Genomic DNA, 15,180 nt, shown 5'->3' with positions numbered 1-15,180 from the left:
CCGACACCCGTGTCAACACCGACACCCGTGTCAAACCAAACGACCCATACGGTTGTACGTGGCGACACCTTGTCACATATTGCCGTTGCAAACAACACGACCGTCGCTAACTTAAGACGTTTAAACAATTTAAGTAGTGACGTGATTCGAATTGGTCAACGAGTGGTTGTGGGTGAAGCACAGGTAACACCGACACCAGCACCAACACCAACACCTGTGTCAAACCAAAGAACACATACGGTTGTACGTGGGGACACTTTGTCACATATTGCACGCGCAAACAATACAACGGTAGCTAACTTAAGACGGTTGAACAATCTAAGTAGTGACGTGATTCGAATTGGTCAACGATTGGTTGTGGGTGAAGCACGAGTAACACCAGCACCAGCACCGACACCCGTGTCAAACCAAAGAACACATACGGTTGTACGTGGGGATACCTTGTCACACATTGCGCAACGGAATAACGTAACGGTTCGTCAATTGATGACGATCAATAACTTATCCAACGATGTTATTTTTGTCAACCAGACATTACGTTTACGTTAAACGCTATAGCACATCAAACACGCGTCGGTCTATTATTAGACTGGCGCGTGTTTTGTTTGTGGGCGGTAACCCTATTGAAGAAGAGGTTAGGGAAGCGTAATATAGTATACGAACTGTAAACAAAGGAGACGAGTTAAAGACTGGGCCAATAATGGTTGGCATCTTTTCTTATATAGCTTTCGCTGGAGGGCTCGACATTCAAAAAGTCATGGACAGCTATTCAACAAGTACCCGTTTCAATATAGGAGGCTATCGTGGGCGAGCGATTGAAGAAGGAGACTATATAAATTTTAAGCATACCGATATCAGCTTTAGACAGATTTCCGGACGAAATGTCTCCTCGTTTTCAGAAAGCCGTTCGTCCGGACCTGTCAGTATACGTGTCATTCCCTCATCAGAGCAGCCTGCCCTGACAGATGTAATAAGTGAAAGTTTTTATTCGCAAAAATATACTATTTCGTCCAAGTCCGATCGCATGGGTTACAGGCTGGAAGGAAAGCGTATCGAAATGGATGATCAGATATCTATAATTTCTGAGGGAACAGTCTGGGGAGATATTCAGGTTCCGCCGGATGGTCAGCCGATCATTCTCATGGCAGACCGTCAGACAACCGAAGGGTACCCTGTTATAGGCACAGTCTGTACAGCGGACAGATCCAGACTGGTCCAGTGTCCACCTGGAACAGAGATACAGTTCACTCAGATAAATGTAGAAGAAGCTCAGACTCTATTAATAAAACAGATGGACTGGCTTAAACTGCAACAGGAGCGGCTGAATGATTTCGCTTCTCAAAACAAACAGTCAGGTGAAGCATTAGAAGTTCTGGAAAGAAATCAAGTCAACGATCTGATCAATATAGTCAAAGGCTCATCGTTCAGTCAATTCAGTTACTCAGACAAGCATATTAAACTGGATATCGATCATCAGTCGGTGAGGGTTCAGTCGAAATGATTGACAAACCAGCCAGAGGACCAGTAAAGATATAAGGAGGAGAATAAGGCAATGAAGACAGTAGATTTGAACTGTGATTTAGGAGAGAGTTTCGGGGCATATACACTTGGACTCGACAAAGATATTCTGCCCTATATTGCTTCGGCCAACATTGCATGTGGCTTCCACGCTTCCGATCCGATGGTTATGGCACATACAGTTGCGGAAGCAGAGAAAAATAATGTCGCTATTGGGGCTCACCCAGGTTTTTACGATCTGATGGGTTTCGGACGACGAAACATGACGATTTCTGCGGATGAAGCCAGAAATTATATAAAGTACCAGATCGGTGCATTGTCAGCTTTCAGCAAAACAGGGAAACTGCATCACGTCAAACCTCATGGAGCCCTCTATAATATGGCCAGCACAGACTATGATCTGGCAAAAGCGATTTGTGAAGGCATCAGAGAAGTGGACGACGAGCTGATTCTTTATGGCCTTGCGAACAGTCAGCTGATCAGAGCCGCTCAGGATACAGGCCTGTCTTATGCTCAGGAAGTATTCGCCGACCGGAATTACAATGATGACGGAACACTGGTTCACAGACAGCACGAAGATGCCTTGATCACTGACGAAGACCGGGCAGTCGATCGGGTAGTTCAGATGGTCGAAGAAGGCAAGGTGAAGTCGGTAACTGGGAAGTGGATCAATCTTCAGCCAGACACAGCATGTGTTCATGGGGACAACCCCAAAGCTGTCCAGTTTGCGACTAGGATTCATAAAGCATTGACAGAAAAAAAGGGTCACTATTGCACCAGTTACTGGCAAACTTAGTTAAATAAATCAGACGTGTCTACTATCAACACGGATAAATCAGTACAGCCCACTGGAGAAATAGCCCGGTTACTGATAGACTGGTCAGTAGAAACTGTATGGCTACACAATTTTCAAGAAGCAGAAGGAGCATGGAGATGAAACCGACCGCATTAGTGTTTTTTGATTTGGATGGGACATTATTGAATGAAGAGTCTTTAGTTGATGAAGATGTGAAAGAAGCTTTAGTCCAGCTGAAAGATAAGGGAGCTGTTCCATTTATCGCAACTGGAAGAAGCCCGATAGAAATACAGCACGTGCTGAAAGAGACCGTGATCGATTCGTTTATTACGTTAAATGGCCAGTACATTCAATATAAAGGAAAAGAAGTGTTCAGGAACGTCATCCCGCAGTCACTGGTTAATAGGCTTAAGAAGATGACAAGTGACAAGAATCTATCGCTTTCCTTGTACAGCGCTGACAAGATACGAGCCACACGCTACAGCGAGACGCTTAAACAGGCGTATAATTTCATTCATGAAGAGCCCCCTGCAATCGATGAAGCATTTGATGAAAAAGAAGAGATTCTGATGATGCTTGTTTTGAATGAAGACCAGTCGCTTGATCAGGAATTTGTTGAAGGTTTTCCTGAGCTGTCGTTTTACCGTAATACACCTTTCAGCATGGACACTATTACCAAAGGACATAATAAAGCGAAAGGCATTGACGCGCTTCTGGAGTCCATCAAGATGCATGATATTCCACTCTATGCCTTCGGAGACGGTGCCAACGACAAGGAGATGCTGAGACGCGCGGATTACAGTGTGGCCATGGCGAACGGTCTTGATGACGTAAAAGCCGTCGCTGACTATGTCACTTCTTCTAATAAAGATGGAGGCATCGTGGAAGGACTCAAGTTTTATAATTTGATTGACTGATCGGGTCAATTTAAAAGATATTAGAGTGTGTACGATATAAGACAAAAGGAGATTCACATGCAGTACAAAACGCATTTAGCAGTGACTTACTCTGCTGTTCTACCCGCTCTGGTATCCACAGGCAACCTCACGATCGGAAATACGGTGGCTTTAGGCGTAGGGGCTTTGTTCCCTGACATCGACCACCCGAAGTCATTTATAGGAAATCGCACAGGCGGTATCAGTCATAGCATCGGAGCGGTCTTCGGACACAGAGGACTGGCCCATTCAATCCTTGGAATAGTATTCTTTCAGTTGATTTCAAGGTGGGTGCTGAACTATTTACAGGGGCCTCTAGAGTTTGCGGACTGGTTCATTGTCGGCTATATAGCACACTTAGTGGAGGATTCATTTTCTAAGACGGGTGTAGCTTGGTTTCAGCCCTTATATTCAAGACGTATTCAGTTCGGTTTCAAAAAGCTGCATTATTCTACTGGTAAATCCAGTGAATCCTTAATCTTAGGAGTGGCAATAGCTGCACTAATATATCAGGTAATAAAGATCGTATAGTAATGGAGAACAGTTAGGAGCCTATTAAGATATAGTTTAATAGGCGAGCAGCGAATAGGAAGTATATTGGAACCAACTGGCGAGCCGAAAGTGTGTGCATCCAGAAATGTCTGATCTAATGGACAACACACTAAGTCAAGAGCAAAAAAAAGGCCTGAGAATCACTCCATTAGTGAATTCTCAGGCCTATTTATTTAGTCGTTTAAGTAATAATGGGGGTATCAAGGAAACACCAGAGATTAGTATAGTCTATCAATTATCCCAATTACCCAATGCGTTTATTCAGGTTATTCAGTTCTTCTTCTATTCCATTTGGATAGTGGCGATATAACTGAGCGAGCAGTTTAGGGTCCGTGCTAGAGGATTTAAGGAGATGAACCACTTTCTTGATCAGCTGGTAGTGGTCACAGGTCTGTTTTTTAGCCCCTGATTCCTTATAGATACTAAGACCATCAAGAATTTTATGAAAATCATTAACAAACTGCTTGAACTCAGGACCATTCCCAAGCAGGACAGATTTGACTTGCTGATTTTTCTTGTGCAGGCTGATCGCATATTCTTCAGGAGTCATCCCGAAAGAGTGTGCGTATTGTTCCAACTCATCGTATTCTGAACGTACAGATTCTTTCATTCATTTCACCTCGACTCGCACTTGGCTGAATGTCCGACCTAGTCTGCGAGTTATTTTAATCTCTGTATAGTTTATAACCTTTTTAACCAGGAGTAAATAAAATGAGACACTCTGTCACATAGTATTCTTTAATTGTTCAATCCTTTGTCACTTATTAAATGTAAGTACATGAGTAAGCAAATATACTTTCTTTATTCACCATATGAATACAACTGGTTATATTTCACATTTCAGACACATCATATATTGTGACCGATTTTATAATCTTTTTCATGGGGGGATAGCTTTGTGAAAGTAAATAGAGATTAAAATAAAATGATAATATTTCTCATGAACCCATTGACAAAGTCTTTTCCTATGTATACACTTTAAAAAACGATAAGAAAAATGATAACTTTCTCATTTATTCTCATCGAAATTTTAGAGGAGTGGTTTAGTCATGTCATTAGAATCACTGGAAGAAGCATTAGATCACTTGTTTCCAGAAACCGTTCAGTGGCGGAGGCGCCTTCATGAAAATCCGGAGCCTTCTTTCGAGGAATGGAACACCAGGCAATTTATAGCAGATAAATTAAGAGAATTCGGATATGAAGAAGTAGAAGAAAATGTAGGTGGGGGAGGTATCACTGCTTACCTGAGAGGGGCGAACTATGGTCCAGTAATTGCTTTTCGCGCTGATTTCGATGCGCTTCGCATTGAAGAAGAAACGGGTTTGAGTTTTGCTTCTAAAAACCCTGGTGTTATGCACGCCTGTGGTCATGATGGACACACGGCTACTTTACTTAGTGTAGCTAAAGTTCTGAAAGCTCATGAGGATGAATTATCCGGATCGGTAAAATTCATTTTCCAGCATGCAGAAGAAGTGCTTCCCGGTGGGGGTAAGGCAATGGTCGACGCGGGGGTGCTTGAAGATGTCGATGCTGTATATGGATTACATCTCAGATCACCGCTCGAATACGGAACGGTTTCATACTGTGAAGGCTACGCTATGGCAGCACCTGATTTCTTCAGTATAGAAATTCAGGGAAAAGGGGGCCACGCAGCTCACCCAAGTTCGACAGTAGATGCAGTAGTCGTTGCTTCATTTGTAGTCAATCAGCTGCAGACGATCATCAGCCGGAAGAAAGATCCCACGCAGTCAGGTGTGCTGACCTTCTCAACTTTTAAAGCAGGCGATGGGGCTAATAATGTCATTGCGGACAAGGCATCGCTTAAAGGAACCGTCAGAACATTTGATCCTGACTTGAGAAACTTAGTTGAAGAGAAAATTCAAACCATGACTGAAAGCATTTGTGAAGCTCATGGAGCCACATGCAAAGTGACTTATACAAGAGGGTATCCGGCACTGTTCAATCATATAGAAGAAACACAGCTGATCAGCACTTTATTTGAAGCCAATCGTAAAAACGTAAACGTTGAACCGATACCATTACGTATGGGCGGCGAAGATTTTGCCTATTTCCTTCAGGAGAAGCCGGGATCGTTTTTCTTCGTTCATTCCGGAAACAAGGAAAAAGGCATCACGTATCCGCACCACCATCCAAAATTCGACTTTGATGAACGGGCTATGCTGACTGGAGCCAAGTGCTTTATAGATATTGTAGGGCATTATCTGATGGACACTTCGGTCGTGTCATCCAATTCACACCACGCAGTAGGGGAATAAACAGAAAGAGGGATGTTTCATGAGTTTTGAACAATGGAAAGAGGAGCTGAAGGAGAATTACCTGGAAACAGTAGCATGGCGTAGACACCTGCATGCTCATCCGGAGCCTTCATTCGAAGAAGTTGAAACAGCTCGCTTCGTAAAAGAAAAACTTGAATCGTTCGGGATAGAAGACATCCGGACAGATGTCGGTAACGGATATGGGATCGTAGCCAAAATCAAAGGAAAGTATCCGGGGCCGACCATTGCTCTTAGAGCAGATTTTGATGCTTTAAGAGTAACAGAGGAGATCGAGACACCGTTCAAGTCAAAAAATGAAGGAATCATGCATGCCTGTGGCCATGATGGGCATACTGCTTCCTTGCTAAGCGTAGCCAAGGTCATGGCCAAACATACTGATGAACTGCATGGAACAATCGTCCTGCTTCACCAGCACGCTGAAGAGGTTCTGCCGGGAGGGGCGAAATCGATGGTCGAAGATGGCGCGCTCGACGGCGTTGATTATGTCTTCGGCATTCATCTTGGTGCGACCCAACCATTGAATAAAGTCTTCTATAATGTCGCATTCGGGTCAGCCAACTCCGATTCATTCAATATGAAGATTCAAGGAAAAGGCGGACACGGTGCTGCTCCACACGACACACATGATGCTTTGACTGTAGGAGCTCAAATCGTAACAAATCTGCAGCAGATCGTCAGTCGGATGACTGATCCTGTCAAACCTGCTGTTCTGACATTTGCAGGTTTTCAATCAGGAGGAGAAGCGTACAACATTATCGCGGATGCGACAGAAATAAAAGGAACCGTAAGGACGCTGCATCAGGATGTGCAGGAATTAGTTGAATCAAAACTGAAATCGATGAGTCAGAGTATTGCTGCAGCATATGATGCTACTGTGGAAATAGACTATACCAAAGGGTACCCAGCTATCGAGAATACTCCTGAAGTCGTGGATGTAGTAAAAGCGTCTCTTCTGAAAGATTTTCCGGAGAACGAGGTAGCTGAAGTGAAGGAATCCATGGGAGGCGAAGACTTTGCCTACTTCCTGAAAGAAAAACCAGGTGCTTTCCTGAGAGTCGGGGCACAGCCTCCCGAAAAATCGGATGCTTATCCGCACCACCATCCTAAATTTGAAATCGACGAACGTGCTCTGCTGAGATCTGGAGAAGTTTTCCTTTCGCTTATCAAAACGTATCTTCAAGGATAATCAGCTTAAGAGATGATAACGCCATCTAAAGAAAGAAGGGATGACTATGAAAAAATATATTTTAAAAAGACTACTGACAGCTATTCCAGTACTGTTGATGATCTCGGTAGGTGCCTTTATTATGATGAATCTGGCTCCGGGAAGTCCGACAGATTTATATGTTAGTCCGGATGCTACACCCGTTCAGATTGAAGCAACAAGGCGAGCGTTAGGTCTGGATCAACCGTACCATATCCAATATTTTAGGTGGTTAGGACGAGCGCTTCAAGGAGATCTGGGAATCAACTACTCGACGCGTTATCCGGTACTTCCGATTCTCATTTCACGTATCGGACCAACAATCATTCTTATGGGAACGACACTTGTATTCTCATATCTGGTAGCGATCCCGCTGGGTATAATCAGCGCCAGGAAAAACGGAACATGGGTTGATAATTTATTGACTGCAGGATCATTTGTCGGGGTATCGATTCCAAACTTCTTTCTGGGACTTGGACTCATCTATATTTTCTCCGTACAGTTAGGCTGGTTCCCGACTGGTGGAATGTCTCAGTTAGGTGAATCAGGAGGATTTGTCAGTTCTGTTCATCATCTTGTGTTGCCAGTTATTGTCCTGTCAGCATTTTATATTGCAAATATGACGCGTTACATGAGAGCAACTTTGATTCAAGTATACGGCGAGAATTACATCAGAACTGCCACAGCCAAAGGTCTGGCATCTGAAGTGATTTTGACCCGACATGGGATAAGAAATGCGCTGATTCCTGTCATTACGATCATCGGAACTGATTTACCGAGACTGGTCGGCGGGGCCATCGTTACCGAGCAGATCTTCCAGTGGCCTGGCCTGGGACGGCTGACGATCATGGCCATTCAGCAACGGGAATACCCGATGCTTATGGCTATAACTGTACTATCGGCAGTGGTTGTCCTGTTTGCGAACCTGTTGGTCGATATTATGTATGCAGTTGTAGATCCACGTATTAAATACAATTAGAAAGGAGGGAGACAAATGGCACAAAATGTCGGAAATAAAAATGCGGAAGCCATGTTTCATCTGGTTGATGCAGTGGAAAGAATTAATTTTCCAGGAAATGAAGCTGAACAGATCGCTACAGATGGTGACAGTTATATAAAAACAGTGGCGAAACGTTTCTTTAAGAACAAAGTAGCCGTCGTCAGTCTTGTGATTTTCATCATTCTTGTACTGACTGCAGTTTTCGCAAATCAGCTTGCACCACACCCACGAGATGTTTCAGTTGGGCGATTTCAGGCAGCGCCTTATGACAACTTTTATCTCGGAACAGATGATATTGGACGAGATGTTCTCTCCCGACTAATTCATGGGACGCAAGTATCGATGATCGTAGGTTTAGGTTCTGTTCTGGTCTATGTCATTATCGGGACGACACTAGGTTTAATCTCCGGGTACTTTGGAGGGGTCGTAGACAGTGTCATCATGAGGATTACTGAGGCTTTTATGTCCTTTCCGTTTTTCATGGTTATTCTAACCCTTGTTTCATTATTAGGTTCAGGACTATGGGTTGTAACAGCAGTCCTTGGATTTTTGAGCTGGCCACCTTTATGCCGGCTGGTCAGAGGGCAAGTTCTGACACTGAAAAAACAGGACTTCGTTCTGGCAGCTGTCGCTACAGGTTACTCAACTCCGGGTATTCTGTTCATTCATATTCTACCAAATGTCTTGTCACCCATTCTGGTTAATGCGACATTTGGGATTGCTACAGCGATTCTGACAGAAGCGTCTTTAAGTTTCCTTGGGGTCGGTGTACAGAGACCGCGTCCAAGCTGGGGAAATATTCTTTCAGAAGCCCAGTCTCTCAGGGTTCTGGCTTATGAACCATGGCGATGGGTACCTGCAGGTATTCTGGTCTTTGTTGCGGTACTGGCCATCAACTTTATAGGAGATGGACTGAGACAAGCAATCGAAGGAGAAAACAAAGCATAAGAGCTGATGGGGGTGCTCTTATGCCGATTAACAGCAAAGTAAACACTATAATAGGATCAAAGATTTACACATAAGTTCTATACAAGGGTCACCTTCGGGGGATTACTTACAAAGGGGAGACTAATATGTCTAAAATGAAAAAAATGGTTAAATATGGAACAGTTATGTTTGCATCCTCTCTAGTACTGGCAGCATGCGGAAATGGCGATGTGCCTGATCTTGAAGACGATGGGGCAACAGGTGGAGATGATACTGAAGAAGCAGCTGCTGAAGGTGACGTGCCTGAAGTTGATGAAGGAGATACCTCTACTTTAATGATCGGACTGACAAACGCACCGGACAGCTTCAACCCGTTTTACCGTCCTGGTGTAGCAGGAACGTGGATTCAGCGCTTTTTCTATGACAGCCTGCTGACAATGCCGACTGCGGACAGTTTCGAACCTGCCTTAGGGTCCTTTGAAACAGAAGATAATCAGGTCTTTACAGTAACAATTGATGAAAATGCAAACTGGTCTGATGGGGAACCTGTTACTGCTAATGACGTGGCATTTACACTGAACACCATTGCGGATCCAGAGGTTGAAACGACACTAGGAACAAGCGTGGCAATGATTGAAGGGACTGATTCTTCAGGTGTCCGCTTGGAGGAATATGATGAACTGCCAGGTGTGGAAGTAGTCGACGAAAAGACACTGACCATTACAACTAAAAGTCCTGTCGATCTGGCTTATCTGCAAGAATTCCTTGGATTCAATGTCCTGGTCGCTCCGGAACACGTTTTTGGAGATATTGAAGTGGCTGATATTCCAAACTCAGAAGCGGCTACGATGCCTAGCGTCTTCAGTGGCGCTTATAAGTTCGTTGAATATGATACAGATAACTATGTTCACCTGGAAGCAAACCCTGATTATTACAGAGGTGCTCCTGAAATTGAAACAGTCTACGCTCGTATTATGAACGGAACAGCAATGATCACAGAATTCCAGGCAGGCAATCTGCATATGGCAGCCGGTGGAGGAATCGGTATGGTTCCAGTTCAGGATATTTCATTACTGGAAGATATTGATGGGCTGGTAGTAGATGAGTTCCCAAGTTTCAATGGGCAATACATGCTTATCAATAACGAACGCTTTGATAATCCTCAAGTTCGCCGAGCATTTGCACACGCACTTAATCGTCAGCTGACAGTAGATAATCTGCTGGAAGGACGTGGAGAAGTTCTGGCATCCCCTTACTCCTCTGCAAGTCCATATAAAGATGAGGATCTAGAGCCGCTTGAGTATGATCCCGAACTGGCTAGAGAAATGCTGGAAGAAGCTGGCTTCGATTTCGACACACCGCTTGAATTTGTTGTACCAACAGGAAATGTGGTTCGCGAACAGAATGGTGATCTGATCGAACAGTGGCTGACTGAAATTGGTGTAGAGGTCAATCAGTCCAACTATGACTTCCCGACTTGGATGTCTATGGCAAATGATCTGGATTATGACATCGGTCTGATGGGCTGGGGACACACAGTTGACCCTAACATTGCCAGCTATCTTCAAACTGGCGGCGCTTCAAATAATATGGGCGTTGAAGATCCAGTCATCGATGACCTGATCGAACAAGGAATGGTAGGAACAAACTTTGAAGAGAGATACCCAGTTTACGCTGAACTTCAGCAGCATCTTCAAGATGAAATGCCAATCGTCCCACTTTACTCTGAATCTCAATTCGGGGTTCGAGTAGACTACCTGAATGGCGGAATCAAAGAATTCTGGGCAGGTTCACTGCACGACCTGCACGAATGGACACTGGATCCTCAAGACTAATGTGCTGATCTGACAAACAAGTGGATAGAGACACTCATTAATCAGTTTTTGGTGTGTGTCTCTTCCCGTGTTTATATAGGACAACAGGAAAAAGAAAATGAGGTGAAAGAAATGGAAGATAAAACGATTTTGGAAGTTAAAGACTTGGCGATTTCTTTCCAGACATTTGAAGGAGTAGTTAAAGCTGTCAGAGGCGTTGACTTCACCTTGAAAAAAGGTGAAACACTGGCCATCGTAGGTGAGTCAGGTAGTGGAAAGTCAGTTTCCACAAAAGCGATCAATCGCCTGCTGCCTAAAAAAAATACTATGATTGAAAGTGGAGAAATACTATTTGAAGGAACGGACTTGCTGAAACTGTCAGAGAAAGAGATGCAGAAAGTACGTGGAAATGATATTGCGATGATTTTCCAGGATCCGATGACGTCTTTAAATCCGACTATGCAAGTGGGGAAACAAATTGCTGAACCCATTGTCACGCACAAAGGCGTCAGTAAGGAAGAAGCGAAAAAACAGGCGCTTGATCTGATGGATCTTGTAGGGATAAAAAATCCTACTGAAAATTATAAAAGCTATCCCCATCAGTTTTCAGGTGGGATGAGACAGCGTGTCATGATTGCAATTGCACTGGCGTGTGAGCCTAAGGTTCTGATAGCAGATGAACCGACTACTGCCCTTGATGTAACCATTCAGGCACAGATTCTCGGCTTGATGAACAAATTGAAAAAAGAACTGGATACCTCAATTATTTTCATCACACATGATTTAGGTGTGGTTGCCCAAATGGCAGATCGTGTAGCAGTTATGTACGCAGGTCAGATCGTCGAACACGGAACAGCAGATGAAATATTCTACAATCCAATGCACCCTTATACTTGGGGGCTGCTGGCTTCAATGCCGACATTGGATGTCGGACAGACGGATCTGTACACGATTCCTGGTTCGCCTCCGAACCTGCTTCATCCGCCAGTAGGAGATGCGTTTGCCCCTAGAAATGAGTTTGCGCTAGAAATCGATTTCCATGAAGAACCTGACATGTTTAAAGTGTCAGATACGCACTATGCTAAAACCTGGCTGCTTCATCCAAGTGCACCAGCGGTTGAGCCGCCGGAAGAAGTCAGAAGACGCAAAGCAAAATTTGAGTCCCTATACATGGGAAAGGAAGAAATCAATGAGATGGGAGGGGAAGCCCTTGGTAGCAGAAGCTGAAAAGAAAGCTATTGTAGAAATTTCTGAATTGAAGCAGTATTTCAATGCTGGCAAAAAGAACGAAGTCCGTGCGGTTAAAGATGTCAGCTTCTCCATCTATGAAGGGGAAACGTTTGGTCTGGTTGGAGAGTCCGGAAGTGGAAAATCAACGACCGGGAGAGCACTGATCAAACTGGGGGACATTACCGGAGGACAAATTTCCTATAAAGGACAGGATATTAATGATATCAAGCGCCGTAAGGATCTGCTTTCCTTCCGTAAATCCATGCAGATGATTTTTCAAGATCCCTATGCGTCCCTTAACCCGAGACTGACCGTCAAGGAAATCATCGGAGGGGCACTTAAGGTCCATGGGATGACCGAGAACAGCAAAGAAAGAACAAAACGCGTCTATGAACTGCTTGAATCGGTGGGACTGAATCGTCAGTTTGCCAACCGTTATCCTAGTGAGTTTTCAGGTGGGCAGTGCCAGCGTGTAGGCATTGCTAGAGCCTTGGCTGTTGAACCAGACTTTATTATCTGTGATGAGGCAATTTCTGCTCTGGATGTTTCGATCCAGGCTCAGGTTGTTAATTTGCTTAAAGAATTGAAAGACAAGAACAACTTGACTTACTTGTTTATTGCTCATGATTTGTCGATGGTTAAATATATCAGTGACAGAATTGGGGTCATGAATAGTGGACGGGTTCTTGAAGTATGTGAGGCAGATGAATTGTATATTGCTCCGCTCCATCCTTATACAGAGTCTCTGCTTTCTGCCATTCCGACACCGGATCCTGAGGCGGAGCGTAGACGTGTCAGGACTGAATACGATCCGAAGTACCATCATTATGATGACCACAGTAATGTCGGGCTGCATGAGATTGCACCGGAGCACTTTATTTACTGTCACAAAGATGAAATTGCACTCTATAAGAAAAAACGGGAAAAACTGCTGAGACAAGCGAAACAACAATATGCCTGAGGTAAGAAGACACTGGTAAGCAGTTTGTAAGGAACTGGATTACCTGTGTCTTTTTCTTTAGATGGAGGACTGAAAATGCAGGAGAGTTTGGAAAGTGTCACAGAGATTATCAATGCTCATCAGGATGAGTTCTATGATTATTTGAGGCTAGATTCGGTCTCTACTCAAAATCGATCGATTTTACCCACTGTAGCTTACGTTAAAGACATGATCGAAAGAATAGGGGGAGAAACACAAATACTGGATGATCTGGGAGGAAATCCGGTCGTTTACGCTTACTTCAAGGCCGGACCAGAAGGGAACGCTGAAAAAACGGTTCTTTTCTACAATCACTATGATGTTCAACCTGAGGACCCAGTAGATGAGTGGGAAACACCACCATTTGAACCAACTGTAGTAGACGGAAAACTGTATTGTAGAGGAGTAACTGACAACAAAGCGAACCTAGTTATTCGTTTATATGCGATAGAGCACTTGCTTAACTCCGAGGAGGGCCTGCCATGTAACGTCAAATTCCTCATTGAAGGAGAAGAGGAAAACGGCAGTCCAAACCTGAACGCCTACATCGAAAAGTATGCCGATTTATTTGAAAGTGACGGCTGTATCTGGGAATTTGGAGGAAAGAATGAAAATGAACAGTTCGTCATTGAAACGGGCGTCAAAGGCATGGCTTACTTCGATCTGTTTGTTGAAAGTGCCGACGTGGATATCCACTCATCCCTTGGAGCAGTGGTTGACAATGCTACCTGGCGACTGACGCATGCTCTGGCTTCATTGAGAGACAAGGATAATAAAGTACTGGTTGACGGCTTCTATGATGATATAAAGCCTCCTTCTTCATCTGCGTTGAAAGCAGTTCATGAGCGTACAGTCAGCCAGGAAAAAATCTCAGACATATATGGGCTCAAACATCCATTTATTACCGACAAGCTCGACTGGACAGCGGAAGAAGCTCTGGCATTTTATCCGACGATGACGATTTGCGGTCTCTTATCTGGATATACTGAAGAAGGCACAAAGACAGTCCTTCCTCGAAAAGCTTCAGCTAAACTGGACTGTCGGCTTGTTCCTGGACAGGATCCTAAGAAAATCGAACAGCTGATCAGACAGCATCTCGATAGGAATGGGTTTTCTGATGTCGAACTTGTACTTTTAAAAGGGCAGAAAGCGTTCCGTTCAGATATAGATGATCCGTTCGTACAGACAGTCAGAAAATCTGCAGAAGAGATTTACGGTGGACCGGACAACGTCGTCCTGTCTCCAACAAATGCAGGAACAGGGCCGATGTACAGTTTTGGGCAGCATTTAGGTATCCCTGTAGCAAGCAGCGGATGCGGGCATGCAGAAGGTAAGGCCCATGCACCTAATGAGTCCGTCAGGTTGAAAGACTTTGAGGAAGGAACACATCATATGGTTCAGTTTCTTAAACAGTTTAAAGACGCTTAAAACAGAGACTTTCTCTGTTTTTTTGCGTGCTCTTAAAAAATGAGCCGCTCATAATTTGTTACGAAAGTGTGAACATCGTGTAAATTGGGTGTAAAGACATATAATGATGGATTATTTCATTATTATATGTGGTAGCGTTTTATTTCATTAGTAAATCACTCAAGTTTTGCAGTTGAATATCCAGGTTTAACCCTTGCGGTTATTGAAACTTCTTATAAATAATTATCAAAAAACACACAAAAAGACACCTCTCTTTGGTAAAATGTAGTCACCACAACAACATTCAAAGGAGAGATGTCTTATGACTAATATTTTACCAGAAAAATCAGAAAATCACGAGGTTGAATCGACCGTTTCCCACTTTTTTAAAGAATTCAAAATTGGAACACTCTTGAACCGAGCGAATGTAAAAAAAACTCGCGGTGTTAGTCCTGTGGTACTCTTTCAGTTCTTGTTTACTCTAGTCTTCACCTCAAAATCTGGAAACCAGGCTATCCTTT

Annotated in this window: 14 protein-coding genes and 1 pseudogene; 14 read left to right on the top strand and 1 reads right to left on the bottom strand. The window is 43.8% G+C overall.

The window, feature by feature from the left end; all coding sequences use genetic code 11:
• The 5 genes from BLR76_RS06800 to BLR76_RS06780 all read left to right on the top strand — a co-directional run.
• A partial coding sequence (locus BLR76_RS06800; RefSeq protein WP_176759636.1) for a LysM peptidoglycan-binding domain-containing protein occupies window positions 1-549 on the top strand: 549 nt, incomplete at its 5' end.
• Window positions 550-655: 106 nt separating this feature from the next.
• Window positions 656-1,501: a 5-oxoprolinase subunit C family protein gene (locus tag BLR76_RS06795; protein WP_281241340.1), complete on the top strand. Its 846-nt coding sequence runs from the start codon at window positions 656-658 to the stop codon at window positions 1,499-1,501.
• 51 nt (window positions 1,502-1,552) lie between these two features.
• A complete protein-coding gene (locus BLR76_RS06790; RefSeq protein WP_091267146.1) occupies window positions 1,553-2,314 on the top strand; it encodes a 5-oxoprolinase subunit PxpA in 762 nt (253 codons plus the stop codon).
• A 98-nt stretch (window positions 2,315-2,412) separates the two neighbouring features.
• On the top strand, window positions 2,413-3,231 hold the full coding sequence (locus BLR76_RS06785; RefSeq protein WP_245683055.1) for a Cof-type HAD-IIB family hydrolase: 819 nt from the start codon (window positions 2,413-2,415) through the stop codon (window positions 3,229-3,231).
• Window positions 3,232-3,288: 57 nt separating this feature from the next.
• Window positions 3,289-3,780, top strand: a complete 492-nt coding sequence (locus tag BLR76_RS06780; protein ID WP_091267138.1) for a metal-dependent hydrolase — start codon at window positions 3,289-3,291, stop codon at window positions 3,778-3,780.
• Window positions 3,781-4,045: 265 nt separating this feature from the next.
• Here the strand turns inward: BLR76_RS06780 and BLR76_RS06775 are convergent, their stop codons facing one another.
• Complete coding sequence (locus BLR76_RS06775; RefSeq protein WP_091267136.1) at window positions 4,046-4,411, bottom strand: hypothetical protein; 366 nt, start codon at window positions 4,409-4,411, stop codon at window positions 4,046-4,048.
• A gap of 439 nt (window positions 4,412-4,850) precedes the next feature.
• Between BLR76_RS06775 and BLR76_RS06770 the strand changes: the two genes are divergently transcribed.
• The 9 genes and pseudogenes from BLR76_RS06770 to BLR76_RS12020 all read left to right on the top strand — a co-directional run.
• Window positions 4,851-6,077, top strand: coding sequence for an amidohydrolase (locus BLR76_RS06770; RefSeq protein WP_091267133.1), 1,227 nt, complete (start codon window positions 4,851-4,853; stop codon window positions 6,075-6,077).
• 19 nt (window positions 6,078-6,096) lie between these two features.
• Window positions 6,097-7,284: a M20 metallopeptidase family protein gene (locus tag BLR76_RS06765; RefSeq protein ID WP_091267130.1), complete on the top strand. Its 1,188-nt coding sequence runs from the start codon at window positions 6,097-6,099 to the stop codon at window positions 7,282-7,284.
• A gap of 46 nt (window positions 7,285-7,330) precedes the next feature.
• Window positions 7,331-8,281 (top strand): ABC transporter permease, encoded by a 951-nt coding sequence (locus tag BLR76_RS06760; RefSeq protein WP_091267127.1) that lies wholly within the window; start codon window positions 7,331-7,333, stop codon window positions 8,279-8,281.
• A 15-nt stretch (window positions 8,282-8,296) separates the two neighbouring features.
• Window positions 8,297-9,250, top strand: coding sequence for an ABC transporter permease (locus BLR76_RS06755; protein WP_218121414.1), 954 nt, complete (start codon window positions 8,297-8,299; stop codon window positions 9,248-9,250).
• Window positions 9,251-9,375: 125 nt separating this feature from the next.
• Complete coding sequence (locus BLR76_RS06750; protein WP_091267124.1) at window positions 9,376-11,064, top strand: ABC transporter substrate-binding protein; 1,689 nt, start codon at window positions 9,376-9,378, stop codon at window positions 11,062-11,064.
• 111 nt (window positions 11,065-11,175) lie between these two features.
• Window positions 11,176-12,270 carry an ABC transporter ATP-binding protein gene (locus BLR76_RS06745; RefSeq protein ID WP_091267121.1) on the top strand — a complete coding sequence of 365 codons (1,095 nt, stop codon included), beginning with the start codon at window positions 11,176-11,178 and terminating at the stop codon, window positions 12,268-12,270.
• Window positions 12,254-13,234 (top strand): ABC transporter ATP-binding protein, encoded by a 981-nt coding sequence (locus BLR76_RS06740; protein ID WP_245683054.1) that lies wholly within the window; start codon window positions 12,254-12,256, stop codon window positions 13,232-13,234. Before BLR76_RS06745 ends, BLR76_RS06740 begins: the two co-directional genes overlap by 17 nt.
• Window positions 13,235-13,309: 75 nt before the next feature.
• The gene (locus BLR76_RS06735) at window positions 13,310-14,680 is read left to right on the top strand and encodes a M20/M25/M40 family metallo-hydrolase (protein WP_091267115.1); all 1,371 of its coding nucleotides are present in this window, start codon (window positions 13,310-13,312) and stop codon (window positions 14,678-14,680) included.
• 301 nt (window positions 14,681-14,981) lie between these two features.
• Window positions 14,982-15,180 (top strand): annotated as a pseudogene (locus BLR76_RS12020) (hypothetical protein); the annotation flags it as partial.

The sequence above is a fragment of the Alkalibacterium thalassium genome (genome assembly GCF_900101165.1).
Lineage (GTDB): Bacteria > Bacillota > Bacilli > Lactobacillales > Carnobacteriaceae_A > Alkalibacterium > Alkalibacterium indicireducens.
The sequence above is the reverse complement of the archived record's forward strand: the minus strand, read 5'-3'. Positions and strand labels throughout refer to the sequence as shown.